Annotated in this window: 21 protein-coding genes; 11 read left to right on the top strand and 10 right to left on the bottom strand. The window is 46.6% G+C overall.

Annotated elements, in window-relative coordinates:
* Nucleotides 1-66: 66 nt before the first annotated feature.
* Nucleotides 67-1,845 (top strand): PAS domain S-box protein, encoded by a 1,779-nt coding sequence (locus tag H0Z19_RS05915; RefSeq protein WP_290724775.1) that lies wholly within the window; start codon nt 67-69, stop codon nt 1,843-1,845.
* Nucleotides 1,846-1,883: 38 nt separating this feature from the next.
* Here the strand turns inward: H0Z19_RS05915 and H0Z19_RS05910 are convergent, their stop codons facing one another.
* Entirely contained in the window at nt 1,884-3,047 is a 1,164-nt protein-coding gene (locus H0Z19_RS05910; protein WP_290724772.1) for an acyl-CoA dehydrogenase family protein, read from the bottom strand.
* Between the two features lie 35 nt (nt 3,048-3,082).
* Complete coding sequence (locus H0Z19_RS05905) at nt 3,083-3,808, bottom strand: NTP transferase domain-containing protein (RefSeq protein ID WP_290724769.1); 726 nt, start codon at nt 3,806-3,808, stop codon at nt 3,083-3,085.
* 80 nt (nt 3,809-3,888) lie between these two features.
* Between H0Z19_RS05905 and H0Z19_RS05900 the strand changes: the two genes are divergently transcribed.
* On the top strand, nt 3,889-4,455 hold the full coding sequence (locus H0Z19_RS05900) for a CDP-alcohol phosphatidyltransferase family protein (protein WP_290724767.1): 567 nt from the start codon (nt 3,889-3,891) through the stop codon (nt 4,453-4,455).
* Here H0Z19_RS05900 and H0Z19_RS05895 read toward each other — a convergent pair.
* From H0Z19_RS05895 to pgk, 3 genes are all read right to left on the bottom strand, one after another.
* Nucleotides 4,452-5,804 (bottom strand): MFS transporter, encoded by a 1,353-nt coding sequence (locus tag H0Z19_RS05895; protein ID WP_290724765.1) that lies wholly within the window; start codon nt 5,802-5,804, stop codon nt 4,452-4,454. The genes H0Z19_RS05900 and H0Z19_RS05895 overlap by 4 nt on opposite strands.
* A gap of 29 nt (nt 5,805-5,833) precedes the next feature.
* Nucleotides 5,834-7,264 carry an acetyl-CoA hydrolase/transferase family protein gene (locus H0Z19_RS05890; RefSeq protein WP_290724762.1) on the bottom strand — a complete coding sequence of 477 codons (1,431 nt, stop codon included), beginning with the start codon at nt 7,262-7,264 and terminating at the stop codon, nt 5,834-5,836.
* 126 nt (nt 7,265-7,390) lie between these two features.
* Nucleotides 7,391-8,611, bottom strand: coding sequence for a phosphoglycerate kinase (pgk, locus tag H0Z19_RS05885; protein WP_290724760.1), 1,221 nt, complete (start codon nt 8,609-8,611; stop codon nt 7,391-7,393).
* Nucleotides 8,612-8,680: 69 nt separating this feature from the next.
* On the opposite strand from pgk, the gene argJ reads away from it, so the two are divergent.
* Nucleotides 8,681-9,820: a bifunctional ornithine acetyltransferase/N-acetylglutamate synthase gene (argJ, locus tag H0Z19_RS05880; RefSeq protein WP_290724757.1), complete on the top strand. Its 1,140-nt coding sequence runs from the start codon at nt 8,681-8,683 to the stop codon at nt 9,818-9,820.
* Here argJ and H0Z19_RS05875 read toward each other — a convergent pair.
* Complete coding sequence (locus tag H0Z19_RS05875; protein ID WP_290724754.1) at nt 9,817-10,266, bottom strand: Lrp/AsnC family transcriptional regulator; 450 nt, start codon at nt 10,264-10,266, stop codon at nt 9,817-9,819. The two genes, argJ and H0Z19_RS05875, sit on opposite strands and share 4 nt — an antisense overlap.
* Nucleotides 10,267-10,363: 97 nt before the next feature.
* Here H0Z19_RS05875 and H0Z19_RS05870 point away from each other — a divergent pair, with 97 nt between their 5' ends.
* Genes H0Z19_RS05870 through H0Z19_RS05860 form a run of 3 tightly spaced genes read left to right on the top strand, consistent with a single transcriptional unit; the run spans nt 10,364 to nt 13,642 of the window.
* Nucleotides 10,364-13,042, top strand: coding sequence for a DEAD/DEAH box helicase (locus H0Z19_RS05870; protein WP_290724752.1), 2,679 nt, complete (start codon nt 10,364-10,366; stop codon nt 13,040-13,042).
* A 29-nt stretch (nt 13,043-13,071) separates the two neighbouring features.
* Nucleotides 13,072-13,299, top strand: a complete 228-nt coding sequence (locus H0Z19_RS05865) for a KEOPS complex subunit Pcc1 (protein ID WP_290724749.1) — start codon at nt 13,072-13,074, stop codon at nt 13,297-13,299.
* Complete coding sequence (locus tag H0Z19_RS05860) at nt 13,292-13,642, top strand: prefoldin subunit beta (RefSeq protein ID WP_290724747.1); 351 nt, start codon at nt 13,292-13,294, stop codon at nt 13,640-13,642. The genes H0Z19_RS05865 and H0Z19_RS05860 overlap by 8 nt, the downstream gene beginning before the upstream one ends.
* Here H0Z19_RS05860 and H0Z19_RS05855 read toward each other — a convergent pair.
* Entirely contained in the window at nt 13,623-13,949 is a 327-nt protein-coding gene (locus tag H0Z19_RS05855) for a hypothetical protein (RefSeq protein WP_290724744.1), read from the bottom strand. The genes H0Z19_RS05860 and H0Z19_RS05855 overlap by 20 nt on opposite strands.
* Nucleotides 13,950-13,995: 46 nt before the next feature.
* Here H0Z19_RS05855 and H0Z19_RS05850 point away from each other — a divergent pair, with 46 nt between their 5' ends.
* Nucleotides 13,996-15,072 (top strand): tRNA pseudouridine(54/55) synthase Pus10, encoded by a 1,077-nt coding sequence (locus tag H0Z19_RS05850; RefSeq protein WP_290724741.1) that lies wholly within the window; start codon nt 13,996-13,998, stop codon nt 15,070-15,072.
* Here H0Z19_RS05850 and H0Z19_RS05845 read toward each other — a convergent pair.
* Nucleotides 15,065-16,156: a DUF362 domain-containing protein gene (locus tag H0Z19_RS05845; RefSeq protein WP_290724739.1), complete on the bottom strand. Its 1,092-nt coding sequence runs from the start codon at nt 16,154-16,156 to the stop codon at nt 15,065-15,067. The genes H0Z19_RS05850 and H0Z19_RS05845 overlap by 8 nt on opposite strands.
* Nucleotides 16,153-16,740, bottom strand: a complete 588-nt coding sequence (locus tag H0Z19_RS05840) for a hypothetical protein (protein ID WP_290724736.1) — start codon at nt 16,738-16,740, stop codon at nt 16,153-16,155. The genes H0Z19_RS05845 and H0Z19_RS05840 overlap by 4 nt, the downstream gene beginning before the upstream one ends.
* A gap of 74 nt (nt 16,741-16,814) precedes the next feature.
* On the opposite strand from H0Z19_RS05840, the gene H0Z19_RS05835 reads away from it, so the two are divergent.
* Entirely contained in the window at nt 16,815-17,483 is a 669-nt protein-coding gene (locus tag H0Z19_RS05835; RefSeq protein WP_290724733.1) for a metallophosphoesterase, read from the top strand.
* A 4-nt stretch (nt 17,484-17,487) separates the two neighbouring features.
* On the opposite strand, the gene purD is transcribed toward H0Z19_RS05835, so the two are convergent.
* Entirely contained in the window at nt 17,488-18,912 is a 1,425-nt protein-coding gene (gene purD, locus H0Z19_RS05830; RefSeq protein ID WP_290724730.1) for a phosphoribosylamine--glycine ligase, read from the bottom strand.
* 173 nt (nt 18,913-19,085) lie between these two features.
* Between purD and ahaH the strand changes: the two genes are divergently transcribed.
* From ahaH to H0Z19_RS05815, 3 genes are read left to right on the top strand one after another with little or no spacing between them, the layout of a single operon-like run.
* Nucleotides 19,086-19,415 carry an ATP synthase archaeal subunit H gene (gene ahaH / locus H0Z19_RS05825; protein WP_290724727.1) on the top strand — a complete coding sequence of 110 codons (330 nt, stop codon included), beginning with the start codon at nt 19,086-19,088 and terminating at the stop codon, nt 19,413-19,415.
* Entirely contained in the window at nt 19,408-21,438 is a 2,031-nt protein-coding gene (locus H0Z19_RS05820) for a V-type ATP synthase subunit I (RefSeq protein WP_290724724.1), read from the top strand. The genes ahaH and H0Z19_RS05820 overlap by 8 nt, the downstream gene beginning before the upstream one ends.
* A gap of 25 nt (nt 21,439-21,463) precedes the next feature.
* On the top strand, nt 21,464-21,694 hold the full coding sequence (locus H0Z19_RS05815) for an ATPase (protein ID WP_048064341.1): 231 nt from the start codon (nt 21,464-21,466) through the stop codon (nt 21,692-21,694).
* The last annotated feature ends 1 nt before the right edge of the window (nt 21,695 follow it).

The following is a 21,695-nucleotide window of genomic DNA, read 5'->3' as shown; positions in this document are numbered from 1 at the left end:
CTGCTGGGGTTATTAAGAATTTCCTTCAAAAATGCTTTTATAAGTGACTTGCCCTTATTAATTATAATGAAAAAACACATTCTCATAATCACATTTGTACTGCTTCTGATTCCCAATTCAGCCTTAGCTCTGAAAGTTGGTGTCTATGATAACCCCCCAATGGTATTTGTGGAGGATGGAGAGGCAAGGGGATTTTTCATCGATATTCTCGAATACATAGCTGATAGGGAGGGTTGGAAAGTCGAGTATGTTTACGACAGCTTTCCGAACTTGCTTGAAAGGCTCGAAAGGGGTGAGTTAGACCTCGTAGTCGACGTTGCCTACACGGAGGAAAGGGCTGAGAAGTTCAGCTTCAACAAAGAGGTAATATTTACGAACTGGGGCGTTATTGTTGGAAAAGAGGAACTAAACTCCATTCTGAAGCTTGATGGTTTGAAGGTTGCAGGGGTAAAAAGGGATGTATATACGGAGGAACTGAAAGAGCTCGTTGATGGATTCAACATCAAGTGTCAGATTCTTGAAATTGAGGGTGACTACAAAGATGTGATGGAGGAAATAGTTGCTGGTAGAGCGGATGCTGGAGTTGTTTCGAGAATCTATGCTTCCCTCTACGCCGAAGATTATGGCCTCAGGGAGAGTGAACTTATTTTTGGACCTGTTGAGCTGAGATTTGCTGGAAAAGATGAAGCTGTGCTAGAAAAGATTGACGAACACCTTGCAGCCCTGAAGTCCGACCGTAATTCGATATACCACCAATCGCTGGACAGGTGGCTCGGGCCAAAGGTTGAAGTCGTACCCGGTTGGGTTTACTACGCTTTGGCAGCCCTATTCGCAGTGTTGATAGCTGCTCTCGGTCTCAATGCCTACTTAGGTAGAGTTGTTGCAAAAAGAACTGAGGAGATTAAGAGAAATGAAGAATTTCTTAAAGCAGTCTTCGACGCAATACAGGACGGCATAAGCGTTCTTGACACTGAGATGAACGTCATAATGGTCAACCATGCCATGGAGAAGTGGTATGGAAATGTGGTGGGAAAGAAGTGCTACGAAGCTTACCATAACCGCAAAGAGCCATGCGAAAACTGTCCCACAATTGAGGCCATGAAAACCGGTGAGATGAAGAGAGGAGAGCATCAAACTCCCATAGGAACTCCAATAGAATGGGTGGAACTGTTTAGCTATCCCGTTATTGAAGATGGCAAGGTTAAAATGGTCGTTGAGTTTGTAAGGGACATAACAGAGAGGAAGCGGATGGAAGATAAGCTGAGGAGATCTCTGGAAAGCTACGAGTACCTCTGGAACAGCACCAACGACATCCTCTACGTCCACGACCTCGAAGGTCGTTTCATTAAAGTGAACAGGAGAGCTCTGGAACTTCTTGGTTATAAGGAAGGTGAAGATGTCAGCGTCTGGGATGTTGTTCCTGAACCGTATCATGACCTCGTTAGAGAGAAGATAAGGAAAATTGTCGAAACCAAAACACCCACAGAGCCCTACGAGATTCCTGTAAAGGCCAAGAATGGCAATGTGTTATGGCTCGAAGTCGTTTCGCATCCCGTAATTGAGGGCAATGAAGCCGTCGCTATACACGGAGTTGCGAGAGACGTAACGGATAGGAGAAAGCTCATTGAAGAGATTGGCGAGAACATAAAGCTCGTCTCCTATTTGGTGGACAGAATAAGAAACCCTCTTGCAGCGGCAAGGGCATTTTGCGAGCTGAGAGAAAAGCTCGGAGATGATGTTTATGGGAGAGTAATTTCAAACATAGACAGAGTTACAGAGCTTATTGCAGACCTTGACAGGGTTTGGGAGAACCTTGAGCGACTCAGGAAGGGGCTTAAAAAGTGAAAGGGTTTAATTTCCCTTAAAGACTAAAAAATTTAAAATCATCTAAAACCGAGCAGATTCCTCGCAATAATCAGCTTCTCTATCTCCTTCGCACCCTCGTAGATTTCCGTTATTTTTGCATCCCTGTAGAACTGGTTTATGGCGTATTCGTCGATGTATCCATAACCGCCATGGAACTGGAGGGCCCAGTTTGTCGTCTCCACAGCAACCTCTCCAGCATACCACTTTGCCATCGACGAGAGTGTGTTGTCTGGCTTGCCCTGCTCCACCTGCACGGCAGCGGCCCTGTAGACGAGCGTTCTCGCAGCCTCAATCTTCGTAGCGAGCTCAGCAATCTTGAACTGTATGTACTGGTAAGTGGCGAGAGGTAGATTGAACGTCTTCCTCTGCTTTACATAGTCAATAACGAGCTTTAAGGCACCCTTCGCGATTCCCACAGCCTGCGCACCAACCCATACTCTACTTATGTCGAAGAACTCCATCATATAGTAGAAGCCTTTACCTTCCTCACCAATAAGGTTCTCCGCCGGAACTCTTACGTTGCTGAAGCTAATCTCGGCCGTATCAGTTGCCCTGATCCCCATCTTGCCCTTTATCTTGTTGGCCTTGTACCCTTCCCTGTCCGTTTCAACGATGAAGTAGCTTATGCCCCTGTGCTTCGCTTTTGGATCCATCTCCCTCGTTCTTGCGGTTACAAGCAAAAAGTCGGCTATAGACCCGTTGCTGATGAACTGCTTCGTCCCGTTGATTACCCACTCGTCCCCCTCCTTCACCGCTCTCGTCTTGATGTTCGCGGCATCGCTCCCTGCATCTGGTTCTGTGTTGGCCATGCCCATTATCACGTCTCCTCTCGCAAGCTTCGTGAGCCACTTTTCTCTCTGCTCCTCGTTGCCGTGCAGAACGAGAATCTCGAAGCCAAAAGTTGGTAGCAAACACGCAAGCCCTAAACCCGGATTCACAGCCGAGAATTCCTCCATCACGATCATCTTCTCAATTGGGCCATATCCGCCTCCGCCATACTCTTCGGGAATATCAACTGCATGGAAACCAAGCTTTGCACACTTCTTCCAGAGTTCGTAGGGGAATTTTTCCTCTCGATCACACTCCCTCGCCAGCTCTGGTGTAAACTCCTTCTCCGCAAACTCTCTTGCAGCCCTTCTGATGTCCTCCTGCTCCTCAGTAAATGAAAAACCGATTGCCATACTTCAAGTAAAAAATGGGTCTATATTTCTTTTCCTCAAAACTGAATTCTGGGATAAATTTCGTATCTTGCCTTCATCAGGTCTGCAGGTGTGTCTATTTCGATCCAAGGCAATCCATCGGTGGATTCGTAATAAACAGCGATGTTATCGTCCATCATTGACTGAAACGCCTCCTCGTAGAACACTCTTCTTCCTTTTCTCTCCATAACTTTTGAAATGTGGTTGTAGAGGTCATCAACGGTGTTCTCCTCAACTTTTGCAATGCCTATGTACTCACCATCTGCTTTTGAAGGATCAAGCTGTTTGCTTATTCTCTTTACCACACCATTCTCGATTTTGACCTTCATTTCCTCCTCTCCAAGCTCTTTAAAGTCGTCAACGGACAGAATTAGGTTCTCTTTTGTGGATGAGTGTAGTTTCTGGAAGATGCCTGGATGGAAGAGCACGTCGGAATTCAGAATGTAAAATCCACCGCTGACGTGGTCCATTGCGAGGTAAAGGCTGTAGATGTTGTTGGTTTTCTTGTACAGGCTGTTGTGAACAAATCTGAAATTGAGGTCGAACTGCGAAAGATAATCTCTCAAAACATATCCCTTGTGCCCGGTAACGACTATTACGTCTTTTATGCCGTTCTTCATCAGCGTTTGGATTGTGTAGTAAATCAGCGGTCTTTTTCCAACTTTCAGGAGAGCCTTGGGTATCTCGCGAGTGTGATGACCCAATCGAGAACCGAAACCTGCAGCGAGTATTACTGCCTCCATGAAAAATGTTAAAAGGAGAGTTATTTAAAATTACCTACATGGGGGTGATTTAAATCAAATGGGAGTATCTGCTGACAGAATTGGTTTACAGAAGGTTTTCTAAGCCTCTTGCAAGAATCCTCTCAAAAACTGGCGTTTCGCCGAATTTAATCACCATCATTGCCACAATCGTCGGATTGGGAGCAGCAGCGGTCATTGCATCTGGAGAGATCTACTGGGGTGTGCTTACTCTCTTCATATCACAAATTCTCGACTGCACAGATGGCGATCTGGCAAGATTGACGGGCAGGGTTACCAGAAAGGGAGCTTACCTCGACAGAGTCTTCGACAGGTTTGTTGATGCCGCAATCGTTATCGGAATGGTTTACTTGTATCCCGCAGAACTGTGGCTTGCGGGCTTTATGGCTGTGGTGGGCTCATTTGGGGTCAGCATAACCAGAGCAATGGCCGAGGCTGAGGGAGCAGAATGTAAAGTTGGAATCGGAGGGAGGGACACGAGGCTTGCCATCATTATGGTCGGTCTGCTGTACGGCTATGCAAGCGGAAGTGCTGTGAATGTATATCTGGCAACGCTATGGATCGTGGCTATACTGGGTTTCATAACAACAATCCACCGCATGATTCATACGCTGAAGCAGCTTGATTAACCTCTTATTTTTCCTCTACCCAAGGATGCAAAAATTCCAACAAAGCAGAGTGCAGCAAAGATTGTGAAAGCTATCTTTGAGCATTCGATAAATCCACCGTAATATTCCGGTGTTATCTTTACTCTTCCTATAATTAAGGAGAAGACGAGCATAACGAGTGCCATGCTCAACGTTTGACCTACAAGACGCATTGTTGCGACCGTAGCAGAGGCTATTCCGTAAAATCTCCTCTCCACCGAACTCATGATTGCATTGGTATTTGGAGAGCTGAAAAGAGCTATGCCGAAACCGAGGAGCATGAGGTAAGCTATTATGTTGCTGAGAGCAGTATTGCTGTCAATAGTTGCGAAAAAGATGAGAGATAATGTTGTCACGGCCATTCCGGCAGAGGCAACGACCCTCGGCTCTATTCTGTCCGAAATCCATCCCGCAATTGGAGCGAAGAGAGCCATCACTACCGGCTGCGAGACGAGAATGAAGCCGGCTGTCTGAGCATCGAAGCCCTTTATGTATTGAAGGTAGAGGCTCATCAAAAATCCGACTGCGAAAGTTGTTGCATAGTTCAGCAGAGCGGCGAGGCTTGAAAGGGAAAAGGTCAGGTTGCTCAGAAGAAGTTTTACTGCAAAGACCGGGTGCTCCTGTCTGTTCTCATACACAACGAAAATTGCAGCCAGAATTATGCCGAGAAGCAGGAATGGTACTGAGAACTCAGAAAAACCGTAAATCAGGAATAGCAGCATGGCTGCATAAATCGTTGAGCCAACATAGTCGAATTTTTCGCCCTTTGCATCAGCCCACTCCTCTTTGAGATACATTATTGCAACGATTAGGGCGAAGAGACCGATAATGCCGCTTGATAGAAAAAGGCTCCTCCAACCGAGGTTTTGCGTCAAAAGCCCTCCGCCTATTGGCCCTACACTCAGTCCAGTGTAAACTGCACCTGTATTAATGCCGATTGCCTTTCCCCTCTCCTGAGGAGGAAATACCGAAGTGAGAATTGCCACTGAAGTGGCGAAAATCATCGCCCCACCAGTGCCCTGTAGAACCCTGAACGCTATGAGAGATTCAGGTGAGGGGGCAAGGGATGACAAGATAGAGCCAAGACTGAAAACAAGCAGTCCAAAAACGAAAACCCTCTTCCTTCCGGCTATGTCTGCGATTCTGCCGAAAGGAACTGAAAACATGCCTGCTGCAAGAAGATAGGATGTGGCAATCCAACCGAGAGTTATGGCGTCTATCTGGAATTCCCTTCCTACTGCTGGAAGAGCTATATTTGTTGACGAGCCCATGAAGGGTGTGAGGAATGATGCAACACCGGATGATAGGAGTGCAGCCTTTTTCAGTTGCATAATTTGTCTTAATACAAAAATTTAAAAGTTTAATCCCTCTTGTAAAGTACATAATCCGGTGTTCCAGCGGGAATTGTGTAGTTTGGTGGCAAAAGGCCGAGCTTTTCTGCCTCCTTCTCCAGCCAGTCTCTATGATCAGGATGGGCAAGATGTATCATTGCGATTGCTCTCTCCTTGACTGTCAGTCCCTTGAGATACGCAACTCCCCACTCAGTTGCTATAACCTGTACCATGCTTCTCGGCACGGTAACCGCTGCACCCGGTGGGAGGATGGGCTTTATTCTTGACGTGCCATTGTGAGTGGAGTACATGGCAAGAACACTGAACCCCTGTCTGTCTCTGCTGAAAAGGCACCCCATCACAAAGTCAAGCTGCCCACCGGTACCGCTCACTTGGTAAAGCTTGCCGGTTGGTGAGATAAGTCCCATCTGCTCTGAATTTACCTGTCCCATTAGGTCGGCCTCCGCAGCCTGGTTGAGGGAGAACATTTTCGGTTGCTGGGCTATTATGAACGGGTCGTTTGTGTAGTCAACAGGATACGTTGCAACCTCTGGATTCCTGTCGAGGTATTCGTAGAGCTTCAGCGATCCGAGAGAGAATGTAAAAACACTTTTTCCCCTGTCGAGCTTTTTCTGATCGTTGGTGACTATACCTTCCTCAATTAGTTCGAGCGTACCGTCGCCTATCATCTCGGTATGTACACCAAGGTTCTTGTATCCGCTCTCCTTTAACAGCTTAACAACCGTATCTGGAAGACCACCAATTCCCACCTGAATTGTAGAACTATCCTGAATGAGCTTTCTGCCATCTTTTGTCTCGGCGTTGAGTATGTTTTCGGCGATCATTTCATCCTCTTTGGTCGGTGGTGGTGTGAATGGTATGAAGGGGACAGGCATCTCATTGTCTTCAACGATGTAGTCAACCTCCGAGATGTGGATGCACTCGTCGTAACCTCCATTAATCCAGGGCATGTTTTCCTTGACAACCACCACAACCTTCTTGGCAACCTCTGCGAGCGCTTTCATGTGCGAGCAGGTAAGTCCAAAATTGAAGTAACCGTGCTTGTCCATGGGTGTTGTGACAATGTAGGCAATATCTATTGGGTCGTAGTCTTTTGAGAATTCCCTGACAATTCTCGGAACGTCATGATACAGGTTTGGCCTGAAAACGCATGGCCCAAGTACCTTGCTCGTTTTTCTTACAGGTCTGTAGAGAAATCCGCTCGACCACTCGAACACCTCTCCATTTGGATCTGCCTTGAGGAACTCGTAGTGAGCAAGATCTATGAAGGTCCCTACTTTTACGTATTCAAGCTCATCCTTTCTTTTTGCGAGGTATTTGTCTATAATGAGTGCCGTGTTCGCAGCCCCACCCAATTCGATGTGCATTCCATTCTCTACAAGCCCTGCAGCCTCTTCAGGACTGATAAGCTTTTTTTCATATTCTTCCCTGGAATTCATTTTATCACACCTCTTCATTTGAAAATTGTGGACAATATTTAACGTTTTCTGAATTAAATATAAATCCGATTAATCCTTTAAGAAAATGGAGACCATAAAAATTTTATCGTATAGAATTTTAAAAAATTAAGATTTACTCCACTTTTTCTTCCAGTATTCTTTGATGACTTCCAGAGCCACAAGCTTTTCACCGCTCAGGAACCTGATACATGCCCCTCCTGCAGTCGATATGTGGCTGAATTTGTTCGAGAGGCCGAAGAGGCGGGCTGCGGAAGCTATATGCCCCCCACCAACTACCGAGTAGCCTGCTTTTGTAGCAGCCCTAAGGATCTCGTATGTTCCAAGAGAGAAGCGCTCATCCTCAAAAACTCCCGCAGGACCGTTCAAAACCACGTAGTCGTACTGCGGGATGATTTCCGAAAGCTTGTTGACGGTCTCAAGCCCGATATCCATAATTCTGTATTTGCCATCAAACTTCTCCAAGGAGATATCCGCCCTAACACCATCTTTTTCTATCCCGAAGTCAATTGGGAGGATAATTTTGTCAGAGTACTTCTCAAGAATCACCCTCATTTCGTCGTCATTTACGTCTTCCTTGTTGTCCTCCACGACCTTTCTGTTCACTTCCCCTATGTCGAATCCTTTGAGCATTAAGAAGTAGTTGGCGACAACACCCGTCAGAACGACCTTCTCTGCTATCCCGTTTTCAAGCACGTTTTTTAGCACCTTAACGGAGTCCTTGATTTTGGCTCCTCCAAGAACGAAAATCTTTCTCCCCTCACCCTTTAGAGGTTTGCTTAAAGCTGTTACTTCATTCTCCACCAGCCTTCCCACAACGGATGGCAAAACGGGAATGAAGCCTACAAGGGATGCGTGGCTTCGGTGGGATGCGGAGAAGGCATCGTTGACGAAGATGTCAAAGGCGTTGCTTAGCTTCTTAACTAAATGGCATTCAGCGTGCTCCTCAGCGCTCCTGTTTAACTGCTCCTCCGAGTAAAACCTCACGTTCTCCAGCAGAAGTATGTCTCCGTCTTCCATCTCCTTTATTTTCCTGAGAACACCTCTGCTGAAAATCTCGTCTACGTATTCTACTCTTTTTCCGAGTAGCTTTGAAAGAGTTGATGCATGGCTTTCAAGAGTAGTAAAATCCTTTTTCCCGGGCCTGCTCTGGTGAGCAATCAGCACGAGCTTGGAGTCTTCAAGAGCTTCAATCGTCGGAATGTGGCTCTCAAATCTGCTCGTGTCCAGAATTGTTGAGTTCACGATTGGGGCGTTGATGTCAACCCTTAGCAGAACGTGCTTTCCTTTGTAAGATATGTCATCCAGTGTTGGAAGGCCGTCAATCATCAGTCCAATTCGGAACGTGAAAATTAAAAATTTTCTGAAAATTTTAATTTACTCGAACAGAGTTGCAGCATGGAAATAACAGATATCGACGGAGTCTTTTGCAACGGAATAAAAGAGAGAAAATACGGACTGGGTCTTGTAAAGGTAAAGGGGAGCGTGGCAGGTGTATTCACGAAAAACAAAATCAGAGCTGCTCCAGTTGTCGTTTGTGAAGAGAATATTAGAGAAGGAATTGTGGATGGTATCGTAGTCAACAGCGGTAATGCCAATGCCTACACCGGTGAGCAGGGGCTGAAGGATGCCAGGGAGATATGCAGGATTGCTGCAAGCCTTTTGGGATGTGATGAGAGGAGGGTGGCTGTGGCGTCAACTGGGGTTATAGGGAGAAAGCTGAACATGGACTGGATAAGGAAGAAGGCGCCTGAGGTTTATTCTTCTCTGGGAAATTCTCCTGAGAATGCTCATAGATTTGGAGAGGCAATTGTCACCACAGACAAGTTCGTGAAAAAAGCTCACTCCGAGAAGGCAAGAATAGCTGCGGTGGCCAAGGGCGCGGGGATGATTGCTCCTAATATGGCGACGATGCTCTGCTTTGCATTCACCTCCGCAAAATTCGACAGTGGTGAGCTTTACGAAATGCTCAAGAAGGCTGTTGACAGCACTTTCAACAGGCTGACTGTTGATGGTGACACTTCAACCAACGACACGGTTCTGCTTGTTTCAACTGGCAAGGAGAGAGTTGAGAGAGACATCTTCGAGCAGGAGCTGCATTCGGTCTTTTACAGCATAGCAAAGCAGATTGCGAGGGATGGGGAGGGTGCTACCAAGGTCTTCGAGGTTCGTGTTGAGGGCGGGAAGAGTGATGACGATGCAAACTTGATTGCCAGAGCAGTTGCAAGCTCTCTGCTTGTCAAGACGGCAATATTCGGCTGTGACCCCAACTGGGGAAGGATAATTGCCGCTGCTGGCTACAGCGGGGCTGATGTTGACGAAAGAATAACGCTCAGCTTCTCCGATGGTAAAGATGAAATCTTCCTCGTCGATGCGGGAAGACCTCTTGGGACTGAAGAGCAGGCGAGAAAGCTCATGCAAAACTCAGATGATCTCATCATAAAAATAAAGCTTGAAAAAGGAGCGGGGAAGGGATTTGCAATAGGGTGCGACCTCACATATGACTACGTAAAGCTGAACGCTGAGTACACAACTTAGAGGTCTATGAGGTGCGACTCCTTGACGACGTTCAGCACCAGCATCGTGTAAGTCTTCAGAACTCTTTTCATCCCTGCCACTCTTTTTACGAAGGCGTTGAGACTGTCCCTATCCTTAAACTTCGCCACCACTATAATGTCGTAGTCTCCTGTGACGTCATACACAGCAGTGACGTTCTTCTCATTTGCGATCTCCTTTTCAATTTCTGTGAGATATCCACCCTCTGCGGTAATTCCTATTATTGCTATGAGGTCGTATCCGAGCAGTGAGTAATCAATGACGGGAATAAATTTCTTTATCAGGCCAATTTTCCTCATTTTGTTTATTCTGTTGTAAACAGTTCCTTCAGCCACTCCTACCTTCTCCGAAATTTCCTTCAGGCTCTTCCTTGCATCTTCCTGCAATTCCCTCAGAATTTTTATGTCAACATCATCAATTTTTACCATTAAAGCCAATTATTTGAAGAATTTTTTAAGGTTTTTGCAGTTGAAAAATTCTAAGGGGAAAAACTTTAATCCCCTTCCAGCCTACATAGCTTTTACGATGCTTGACAGCAGACTCAGAGAGGCTTTGAGAACAGCAGGAATTGAGGAACTGACGGAATTGCAGTTAGAGGCCTGTAAAAAGATTCTGAGTGGCAAGGACGTTCTCATAATCGCTCCTACTGGCAGCGGGAAGACGGAGGCTGCGATAATCCCAATATTTGAGAAAATGCTCAAAATGGACAGCGATAACGGAATCGTGGCTGTCTACATTACACCATTGAGAGCTTTGAACAGGGACATGCTGAGGAGAATAAGGGGGATTGCGGAGTTTCTGGGCATTAGAGTTGACGTCAGACATGGCGACACTCCCGAATCACAGAGGGCGAGGCAGTCAAGAAAGCCACCACATCTCTTAATAACGACTCCAGAAACCTTCCAGATCCTCTTTTTGGGTAAAAATCTCAGGAAGGCTTTAAAGAATGTAAGGTACGTTGTCATCGACGAAATCCACGAGCTCATAGACAGCGAGAGAGGTGTGCAGCTCAGTGTGGCTCTTGAGAGGCTGAGAGAGATTACGAAATTTCAGACGATTGGTCTTTCTGCAACCGTCAGCAAGCCTGAGGTTGTTTCGAGGTTTGTTGGGATAAATGCAGAGATTCTGGAGTGGAGGGCTGAGAAGGAGTACGAAATATCTGTCGTGAAGCCTGAACCGGACAGTGAGCTTGCTGTGGAGCTGAATGTTGATGAGGAGATTGCAGGAGAGCTTAGGTTCATTGCAGAAGCTGTGAAAAAACATGGCTCCGCATTGATTTTCGTAAACACGCGCCAGACGGCAGAAGCACTTGGTGTGAAGCTCAAAAAGCTGATTGATGTGGAAGTTCATCACGGAAGCCTTTCGAGGGAGGCGAGAGTTGAGGCCGAGGAGAGGTTTGCGAGAGGTGAACTCGATGCCTTAATCTGCACGTCCTCAATGGAGCTTGGAATAGACATCGGCCACGTCAACCTCGTTATTCAGTACAACAGCCCCAGACAGGCCGTAAGGCTCGTGCAGAGGGTTGGAAGGAGCGGACATGGGTTGGGGAGAATTTCCAGAGGATATATCGTTGCAGAAAGCTTTGACGACATTCTTGAATCCATAGTCATCGTTAGAAGAGCTAAAGAGGGATTGCTGGAGGATGCCGAGATTCACTTCAAAAGCTTGGATGTTCTGGCAAACCAGATATGTGCTCTCGCCCTCGAATACGGCAGGATTGATGCTGAGAGGGCTTACAGAATAATCAGGAGAGCCTTTCCATACCGAAGTCTGAGCTTTGAGGAATTTGAGGAGGTTTGCAGTTTTCTCGCAAACATCGGAAAAATATTCTATGACGATGGAGAGATTGGAGCGAGAAGAAACACGAGAAGGTACTTCTACGAGAACATTTCCATGATTCCTGATGAGAAAAGATACAGGGTTGTTGATGTCTCTACAGGAAGAACGATTGGCTCTCTGGATGAAAGCTTCCTCTCAACTTTCAGTGGAGAGATTTTTGCGATGAAAGGGGAGCTGTGGAGGGTGCTGAGTGTTGATGATGTGGTGAGAGTTGAGCCTGTTTCTGCTGAAGGTGAAATACCCTCTTGGGCTGGAGAGGAAATTCCCGTGCCGTTTGAGGTTGCACAGGAGGTAGGAATGCTGAGAAGCTGGTTGGCCGGGATTATAAGGGCGAAAGGGGAGAGAGCTGCTGTTAGCGCTCTTGGTGTGGATGGAGAAGTGGGAGTGGTGGTCAAAACTCTAAAGGATCAGATTGAGAAGGGTTTTGCGATCCCTTCAGACACTCACGTGACCATTGAGGGGTCGGAAAACGTTGTGGTGGTAAATGCATGCTTTGGACACAAGGTGAACGAGACTCTCGGCAGAATCCTCGCCTTACTCCTCACTGCGAGAAGAGGTAGCAGTGTTGCTGTTGAAATAGACCCCTACAGAATCAAGCTAAATCCGGCAAGACCTCAGGAGGTTGAAAGCATAATTAAGAGCATTAATCCAGAGGCTGTTGGGACTCTGGCTGAGAGGGCGGTTTTTGACACGAAGCTTATGCAGTGGAAGGTTGTAAATGCTGCCAGAAAGTTTGGATTTTTGTCGAAAGACGATGAGCTGAGCAGGATAAACGTGAGAAACCTGGTGGTGAAGCTGAAAGACACGCCCATTTATAGAGAAGCTCTTAGAGAGATTTTTGTTGAGAAGATGGATGTTGAGAGAACTGCAGAAATCATAGACAAAATTCAAAGCGGAGAAATTGAGCTTTCTGTGTACAATGAGCTGAGCCCAATCAGTCTTGCTGCAAGGCAGAGGGCCATGGACATACTTGCTGTGAAGTCAAGTGAAGCAATCCTCAAGGCCTTCAGAGAGAGGCTTGAGAAGGAAGTGGTGAGAGTTTACTGCCTCAACTGCAAGGCCAGTTACACTGAGAGAGTGGGGAGCTTTGATAGGTTCACCTGCATCAGATGCGGTTCGAGGATGATTGCGGTATTCAACTCAAGGAGGGACGTTAAGGATTTTAGGAAAAATGAGCTTTTCAAACTGGCAAACCTTGTTATGGGGTATGGAAAAAGGGCAGTTTACGCCCTTTCAACATACGGTATCGGGGCAGACACTGCGGCAAGAATTCTGTCGAGGTTTTATCCAGCAGAAGATGACTTCTTCAAGGCTTTAATCGAGGCCGAGAGAAACTACGTGAGAACGAGGAAGTTCTGGGATTGATTTATAAGCAGCTGCAATTAGCGATGGTGATGAACAGGGCCGAGATCGTCATTGAAGGTTGCAGTCCGGATATCGCCAATTCAGTTCAACCAGAAATCGAAACTTCAATAAGTCGGGCAAAGCTTTATCAATCTGGCGAAAAGCTGAGATTAGAAATCGAGGCTGAAGACGTCTCGGATTTGAGAGCTGCAATAAATTCGTGGTTAAGGCTGATTAAAATGTGTGTAGAGGTTGAAGAGGTGTTGGAAAATGGGTGAACTTCCCCCGCAAGTTCAGAATCTGGTCGCACAGCTTCAGCAGTTGCAGCAGCAGTTGCAGGCTGTAATCACTCAGAGGGCGCAGGTTGAGGCTTTGCTCAGGGATACTGAGCAGGCCTTAGAAGAGCTTCAGAAGGTTGATGATGACTCGCCTGTTTACAAGGCTGTGGGCAACGTGCTGGTTAAGGAGAAGAAAGAGGACGTGATAAAGGAACTCACAGAGAAGAAGGAGACATACGAGATAAGGATAAAAACATTGCAAAGGCAGGAAGAAAAGCTGAGAGAAAGATTCGCCGAGACACAGCAGAAGCTGCAGAACCTGCTCAGTCCTCAGGCAGGATAACGTCGAGGATTTTAGAAAGTAATTTTTTATCAATTTCTCTGCTTATCCTCAAAAATTTCCCCTCATAGGCAATGAAACCTTTTTCGAATCGCCATGCGGTTTTGAACGGGTGAAGCTTAACCCTGTTCGCACCAAATGATTCGAGGTTTACCGCCTTAACGTCATTTTCAAGCTTTACCGTAAAGGAGAGGTCATCTCCCACCGCTATAACATTCTCGTAGATTTTCCTCATTTCTGACTGCAAATCCCAAGGCTTCCAGTTTTTCTCGTTGGCCTTGTCGTAGAGTTTGAGTATAACCTCTTTCATACCACCAATTCCACAGCAGTTTTAAAGCCCTTTTCCAACTTTTTCTGTGAAACTCTGCAGGGAATGCTACAGCATCATCGATGAAGGCATAATTGCTGAAAACTGCGAAGCGTGCTGCAATGCTTTGGACAAAGTTGAGGAGTTTGCAGAGGAGATCGTAAAGGCCATGTCCGTTTATGAGTTCGAGACCTTCAACGTTGGGAGCAGGGTTTGGGGGAGTTTGAAGGCGTTGCAAGAGTATCTCGCACTTAAGGGAGTTGAGTACGAAATAAAGCAGAGGTTCAATGCAAGGTTAGCCATGGCCATTGAGAAGAAGACTGGAAAGGAGAGAGATCTTAACCCGCACATAAATGTCCTTTTTGACCTCGAAACTTTCAAATTTAACCTCCAGATAAAGCCCGTTTACATCTACGGGAGATATCTCAAGAGAGTGAGACACATCTCGCAGACGAGGTGGCTTTGCGGTTACTGCAAGGGGAAAGGGTGTGAAGTGTGCGATTTTACCGGAAGGAAGTACGTTTCATCGGTTGAAGATTTAATCGCCGCACCGGCAATAAAGCTTTTCCAAGCGAGGGATGCGAAGCTTCACGGAGCGGGAAGGGAGGACGTAGATGCGAGGATGCTCGGCACAGGCAGACCGTTTGTTCTTGAAATAATCGAACCGAGGAGGAGGTTTGTTGATCTGACAGAGCTTGAGAGGGCAATAAATGCACAGAGATGGGTTGCCGTTCGCGAGCTTGAGTATGTGGATTCGGAAAAGGTGAAAGAGGTAAAAATGGAAAGGCACAGAAAGAAATACAGAGCAAAGATAGTCTTTGAGGAGGAGGTTGAAAAGGAGAAGCTTGTTGAAGCTCTTGAAAGTTTAAAGGGAGAGATAAGGCAGAGAACTCCAACCAGAGTGTCTCACAGAAGGTCGGACAAGGTGAGGATACGCAAGCTTTTCGATGCAAGGCTGATTCACCACACTGGTAGGGCTGCGGTCGTGGAGTTTGAGGCTGATGCCGGTCTTTACATCAAAGAGCTTGTTAGCGGAGACAACGGCAGAACCACTCCAAGCTTGGCGGAAAAAATAGGAATTCTGGCTAAGGTGGAAAGGCTGGACGTTATTGCAGTCTTTAACTAACATCAACAAGCCTGTAGTTTTGAGTCCCCAGGCCGAGTTCTTCAGCGTAATCGAGCATCCCCTCAGCATCTGTCCAGTCCCAGAATTTCTTGTCCTTAAGCAGTGCCCCACTGAGATTTTCAGCCCGCTTGTACAAATCAACACTCGCCCTGTCAATCGCAAGAACGTCCTTGGAGGCCATTATCCCCAAATCCGGCACCAGTGGTATATCGCTGTAAGGATGGCAGTCGCAGTGAGGAGTTATGTCCAGCAGGAAGTTCAGGTAGGCAAAGTTCTTCTGCACCTCGAAAACTCCCTTTGCACACTCCACAACTCTTTCCGAAACATCTCTGCCAAACACCCAGAAGGTTTTGACCGCATCCTCCTTGCACGCTTCCGAGCAACCGAGGCACTTGACACACTTTTCCCTGTTAATCTGGTAGTTCTCGATGGCGTTGCTTGGACAGACTTTGACGCACTCATCGCACTTGGTGCACTTTTCCCGGTCAATCTGGGGGTAGTCGGACATGTGGATGTCAAACTTGGAAGGTTTTGCAACGCAGCCAACTCCAACGTTCTTTATGCTCCCCCCGAAACCAGCCTGCATGTGCAGCTTGAAGTGTGTGCAGCAAATGACTGCATCACTCTCTGCAATGGCCTTTGCGACCTTCACAGATTTGAGATGCCTGCCATTTATCGGCACCTCAACATAATCGAAACCGAGCAGGCCGTCTGCAATGATTATAGGAGCTTTAAGGGTTTGGTGTGTGTAGCCGTTCTCCTCGGCTATGTTTATTCTTCCCACAGCGGTGCATCTTGGCCTCAGCATCCCTAAACCTGTCGTTTCAGTAACGAATGGTCTTCCACCAGCCTCTATTACTTTCTCCACAACCGCCCTTATGAATACACTCCTGATCGTTCTCGTCGTCCCCCTGTCCCCGAAGTGAGTCTTAACAGCTACAATATCTCCCTTGGAAACTATGTCGAGAACTCCGCACTCATCTATCAGCTTGCCAAGCTTTTTCACAACGCTCAAGTGGGGCTGATACCACTTAGCGGGATCGGTAACCTCAGCCCTTACGTTTGTGTAAAAAACGTCTTTCATGAACTTTCTTTAAGCATTCTCTTAATTATCTCTTTTGCCTCTTCAGAGTTAAACTCATTTTTATCGAGGGGAATTGAAGATTTTATAATTCTAACCTTGCCGTCTTCTCTTGTCTCTACAATGTTGGGGAAATACATCGATATCGAAACCTCAACAGTTTTTTCGTGCGCATCCTTAACCAGCGTGAAAAGACTGCTTGACTTTTCTTTCTCTATTCTTACAAGCAAGGCTCTCAGGAAGTGAAGTATTCTCTGATATGTGTGGTAGATGAGCAATCCCGAAATCGAGTTCATCACCAGCAGATAGTTGCCTTCCATGTCGTCAAGGACTTTGTTTATGGCCAGACTCACCTCGTTGAGGTTTAGAGGATTGGACACAATTATATCTCTACTCTCATTTGATTCTTTCTTTCCCCATGTGTAGGTGTCTATAATCCAGACATCCTCTCTTTTAAGCCTTTTTCTCACAAAATATGCGCTGGAAAGAGTTGTAATCCAAACTACGTTATCAAATTCGCGTGAAATGTCTTCAAGATACTTGCATTTGCCCGTTCCCGGTGGGCCATTGATGAGTACGTGCGTCATCTAAACTCCTCTCTGCAAGATGTTGGCTTACGTGTCCAGATAGATTTTAAACTTTTACGCTTTTATCGTTACCAATGAAAGATGTCTTGTTCACTCCAGAGAGGGCGGCGATAGTGGGAAATACGGCTGTAATAGCTGACCTGCATCTTGGATTTGAAAACGTTCTTCAGGAGAAGGGTTATGCTGTGCCAAGAATGCAGCTAAAGGAAATAAAAGATAGGGTAAAAAGTATTATTGAAAAATATGATATAGACAGAATTGTAGTTGCGGGTGATTTGAAACACGAGTTCAGCAGAAACCTGCCCTATGAGTGGGAAGACGTTAGGGAGTTTATAGAATCCGTTGATGTTGAGCTTGAGGTTGTTAGGGGAAACCATGACAACTATTTAGCGGCGATTCTTGCTGATTATGGGATTGAGTTAAAGGAGAAGGTGAAAGTTGGGGATTACGTCGTCATTCACGGCCATAAGGAATTTGAGGGGGAGAAAATTATTATGGGCCACGAGCATCCAGCGGTAAAGATAAGGGTGAGAGGGGCGCTTTACACTTTCCCCTGCTATCTCGTTGCGGACAGCAGCAAAATCGTACTGCCGGCATTCTCACCTCTGATGGGGGGGAGTGACGTTTTGCAGGGAAACTTTCTGTCCCCAATTCTTCAAAAGGCTAGAAAGATTGAAGTTTACGCAGTTGAGGAAGAGGTTGTTTATCTCGGTAGCATTGAGGATTTAAAAAAGGTGGTGTAGATGGTTACTCAGGAACATCGAGCCCTATGGTTTTTCTGTACCTCATTCCCGGAAAGCTGATTTTTTCAATGGCCGAGTAAGCCTTGTTTCTCGCTTCTTCAATAGTTTCTCCTTTCCCGACCACCGTCAGAACTCTACCGCCCGTTGTGACGTATCCGTTAGTTTTGGCAATGCCGTTGGCATATATGATTGCCTCCTTCATCGCTTCCTCCAAGCCACTTATTGGCTGGCTTGTGTAGTGGTCGGCAGGATATCCCGGTTTTAACCCCTCTCTACCCTTCAGAGCACCGCTTACAGCACAAACCGCAACGCAGCAGTCATTGCTGAACTCCACATCCACATCATCAAGTTTTCCTTCAACAACCGCCATCGATATCTCTGCAATGTCGCTTGCCAGTCTCGGAAGCTTTGCCTCAGCCCCCGGATCGCAGTCCCTCACGTTTATCTCGAGAACCTTTGGAATCAACTCCCCACCTTCTTCGACGAGCATGATTACCGGATAAAGCACGCCCTTGAACACTTTCCCCTCAATCTCCTTAAACTTCTTTATTATTGGCTCCACAACCATTTCCATTATTTTCTCTTCTATCTCCTCGTTGACGCCTGGATGCGGACTCACAGCCCCCATTCCGCCGGTGTTGGGGTTGATAAGCTTCCCCTCCTTGAAAAGCTGCTCTATCTGAGCTTTTGTGTAGAACTTCTTCGTCAGGCCGATGTAGAAGTCCCTCAACCCCTCTATGTCGTCGCTGTCAAAAGCTCTCTTGTAGTCCTTTGCGTGGCCGAATGGTTTAACGGTTTTTCCATCAGTTATTGCGGTGAAGGCAACCTCAATGCCCCTCAGCCTCTCCTCGACCACTATCCTGTTCCCCGCATCTCCAAACTTTTTCTGAATCATGATCTCGTCCACGGCCTTCAAAGCCTCATCAACAGAATCGCAGACGTAAACGCCCTTACCTGCTGCAAGTCCGTCAGCCTTAACGACAATCCCGTTGTCAAATTTCTCTTTTATGTACTCTTTCGCCTCCTCCGGATCATCGAAGTTGGCGTATTCAGGAATTGGGACTCCAATTTTCTTCAAAAAATCTTTCGCCCAGCATTTGCTTGCCTCTAAAATCGTCTCCTCCTTTTTCGGACCAACCGCCGGAATCCCCTCTTCTTCAAGCCTGTCAGCCAAACCGAGGCTCAGCGGCTCTTCAGGGCCTATGTAGGCGAGATCGACCTCGGATTTCTTTGCAAACTCCACTATTTCGTCTATCGCCCTGATTGATGGAATGTTCTTACCATTGAGTTTTGCAATTTTGCACTTTTCGAAAAATTCGCTACCCCCGTTTCCGGGTGCTACATAAACTTCTTTAACCTGCTCACTTCTTGAGAAAGCGTGAGCTATAGCATTTCCCCTGCCTCCTGCATCGACCACGAGAACCTTCATACCGTTTTTTATCTCTTCGATTATATTCCGTTTTCGGTCAATAAAAGCATGCAAATAATTAGTCTTCTTTTTTAATTACAAATTCTACCTGTGTAAAAATAACAAAGCTTAAATACGATTTGCTTAGGCTTTCGAATGTCTTTAAAGTAAAGAGTTTGATCAAGGTGGTTACCATGGATAGGACAGAAATTCTTGAAAAAATTAAGCAGGCAGAGATTAAAGTTGAAGAGGCTATCAGGGCTGCAGAGGAGGAAAGGAAGAACAAAATTCTTGAAGCTAAGATGAAAGCGCGAGAAATTATTGAGAGTGCTGAGGCCGAAGCGGCAAAAGTTAAAGAGGATATCCTCAATTCTGCAAGACAGCAGATTGAAGCTGAAAAGGAGGAAATCCGGAAAAGTGAAACCAAGAAAATCGAGGATTATGCAAAGAAGGGCAAGGATAACATTATGAAGGCTGTGGAGATGCTATATAATGAGTTCGTAGGGATGATGGGACATGCTTAAGCCAGAAAGAATGGTTAAAATTTCTGTAGTAGGTCCCAAGGAGAAACTGGCGGAAACAGCGGACCTTCTCCACAGACTCAACCTCGTCCACATCGAAGAACCTGAAGAGTCTGAATACTTCAGAATCGGCGAGCCGCATCCGGAGGCTTCTGTTGTTTCAAGGGCACTCGTTCAGATGAGGAGCTTCATCTCCCATCTGAAGCTTGACCCAACAAAAATTGTGCCGAGGAGAAAGTTCAGAGAGTCTGAGATAGAAGCACAGCTTAAAGAGAAGCTGGATGAGTATCAGCAGCTCATAGGGGAGAGAATTGAGTATCTGCGAAGCGTTGATGAGAAGATTGCATCCTTGGAGGAGCAGCTAAACCAGATAGAGCCTCTGAAGAGGCTCGGAATACCCGCGAAACTTCTCAAAGGTTACAAGACGCTTAGTGTTTTTGTCGGGTTCGTTAAAGAGGACCCGACAGAGAAGTTTGCACAGGTGACCAGCGATTTTGAGGTTTTCTCCACCGAATACGAGAAAGAGCTTGTTGTGGCAGTTTTCGTTAAAGCTGAGTATGGGGACGAATTCCTGAGAATTTTGCAGGAATGCGGTTACAGAGAGATACAGGTTCCCGACGTTGAGGACTTCGAAGCGAAAATTTCGGAGATACAGAAGGAAATTGAGTCGCTGAAGGCAAGAAAGGAGCAGGTTGAGAAGGAGATAGAGGAAGTCAAGGTAAAAGAAGCCGAAACTCTGCTTGCTATTGAGGAGTACCTCAGCTCCCAGATGGACAAGTACGAACTGCCTTTGAGAACTCTCGTTTCGAAGTATTCCTTCGTTCTCGTTGGGTACATTCCTGCAAAGTCATTTAACGAGTTCAAGGCGAAGATGGATTCCAATGGTGTTGCCGTTGAGGTTCTCGATGAGGAGGGCGAGCCACCAACGAAGCTAAGCAACCCTGTTGGTGTGAGAAACTTCGAACTGCTCACCACGACCTTCGGAATTCCAAGGTACAAGGAAATCGACCCAACTGTTTTCATAGCAATCTTCTTCCCGATCTTCTTCGGTATGATGCTTGGAGACATCGGCTACGGTTTGCTCGTCACAGTCTTATCTTTATACCTCAAGAGGGTGTTTAAGACCGAAGGCTGGCAGAGGATGCTTAACATCGGTGTCTATGCAGGAGTAATGTCGATAGTCTTTGGCTTCATCTACGGAGAGTGCTTTGGTCCATTCATCGTTCCTGGTGAGTATGAACCGTATCAGATCCACTTCATAGGTTCACAGCTTGAGCACCTCTACGAGTTCCACCACGGCCACCCGATATTTGACAGAGTTGAGGAGATGGGCGTCAAGATTCTTCTGTTCGCTACGATTCTCATCGGTATTGCGAAAATCCTGTTCGGGTTTGCTCTCGGCTTCTACAACGTCTATGTCGAACACGGTTTCAAGGAGGCTGTTCTTGAGAAGCTGTCTTGGATCCTAGGTGTTCTCGGCCTCGCCATGATCATCTTCGGATTCGCTTACAACGTGGGTGTGTTCTACCAACTCGGAGTAGGGCCTGACCCAGGCAACGTGCCTCCACTTCCGTTGCCAGGTCTGATGGAAGGATGGCAGGCAGGACTTAACATGTACTACATCGCTGCTCTTCCATTGCTGGTCATCTGGTTCATACTGTTCGTAATGGGCGAAGTTCCGAAGATGGGTGCTATGGGTGTCATACTTGCAGTAGAGCTTCTCACATGGTTTGGCCAGATCATGAGCTACGCAAGACTTCTGGCCATTGGTCTGTCATCAGTCTACATCGCCTTCGTCATCAACTTCATAGGAATGAAAATAATCGACCCAGTCGGAATCAGCATACCTATACTGGGAGCAATAATCCTTATCATAGGACATGTGGGCAATCTGATCCTCGGCATTCTCGATCCAGGTTTACAGTCATTACGTTTGCACTACGTAGAGTTCTTCACGAAGTTCTTTGAGGGTGGTGGAAGGCTCTACGAGCCTTTCGGCAGGATAAAGAGGTTTATTGAGGAGTGAGGTGTGTTTGAGGAGGTGAGAATAAATGGTGGAAGATGCGTTGGCTAAGGGTTTGATTGCAGTTGGTGCTGGACTGGCAGTTGGACTGGCAGGTATTGGTGCTGGACTTGGTGAAAGCGGTATCGGTGCAGCTGCCGTAGGAGCTACAGCTGAAGACAGAGGCTTCTTTGGTCTCGGTATTCTGTTCACAGTTATACCGGAGACCATAGTCATCTTCGGACTGGTCATAGCGTTCATACTGATGTTCGCGTTCTAAC

This window comes from Archaeoglobus sp. (assembly GCF_017656475.1).
In the GTDB taxonomy this organism is placed as follows: Archaea; Halobacteriota; Archaeoglobi; order Archaeoglobales; family Archaeoglobaceae; genus Archaeoglobus.
Note: the sequence above shows the minus strand (reverse complement) of the source record. Positions and strands in the feature narration are given on the sequence as shown.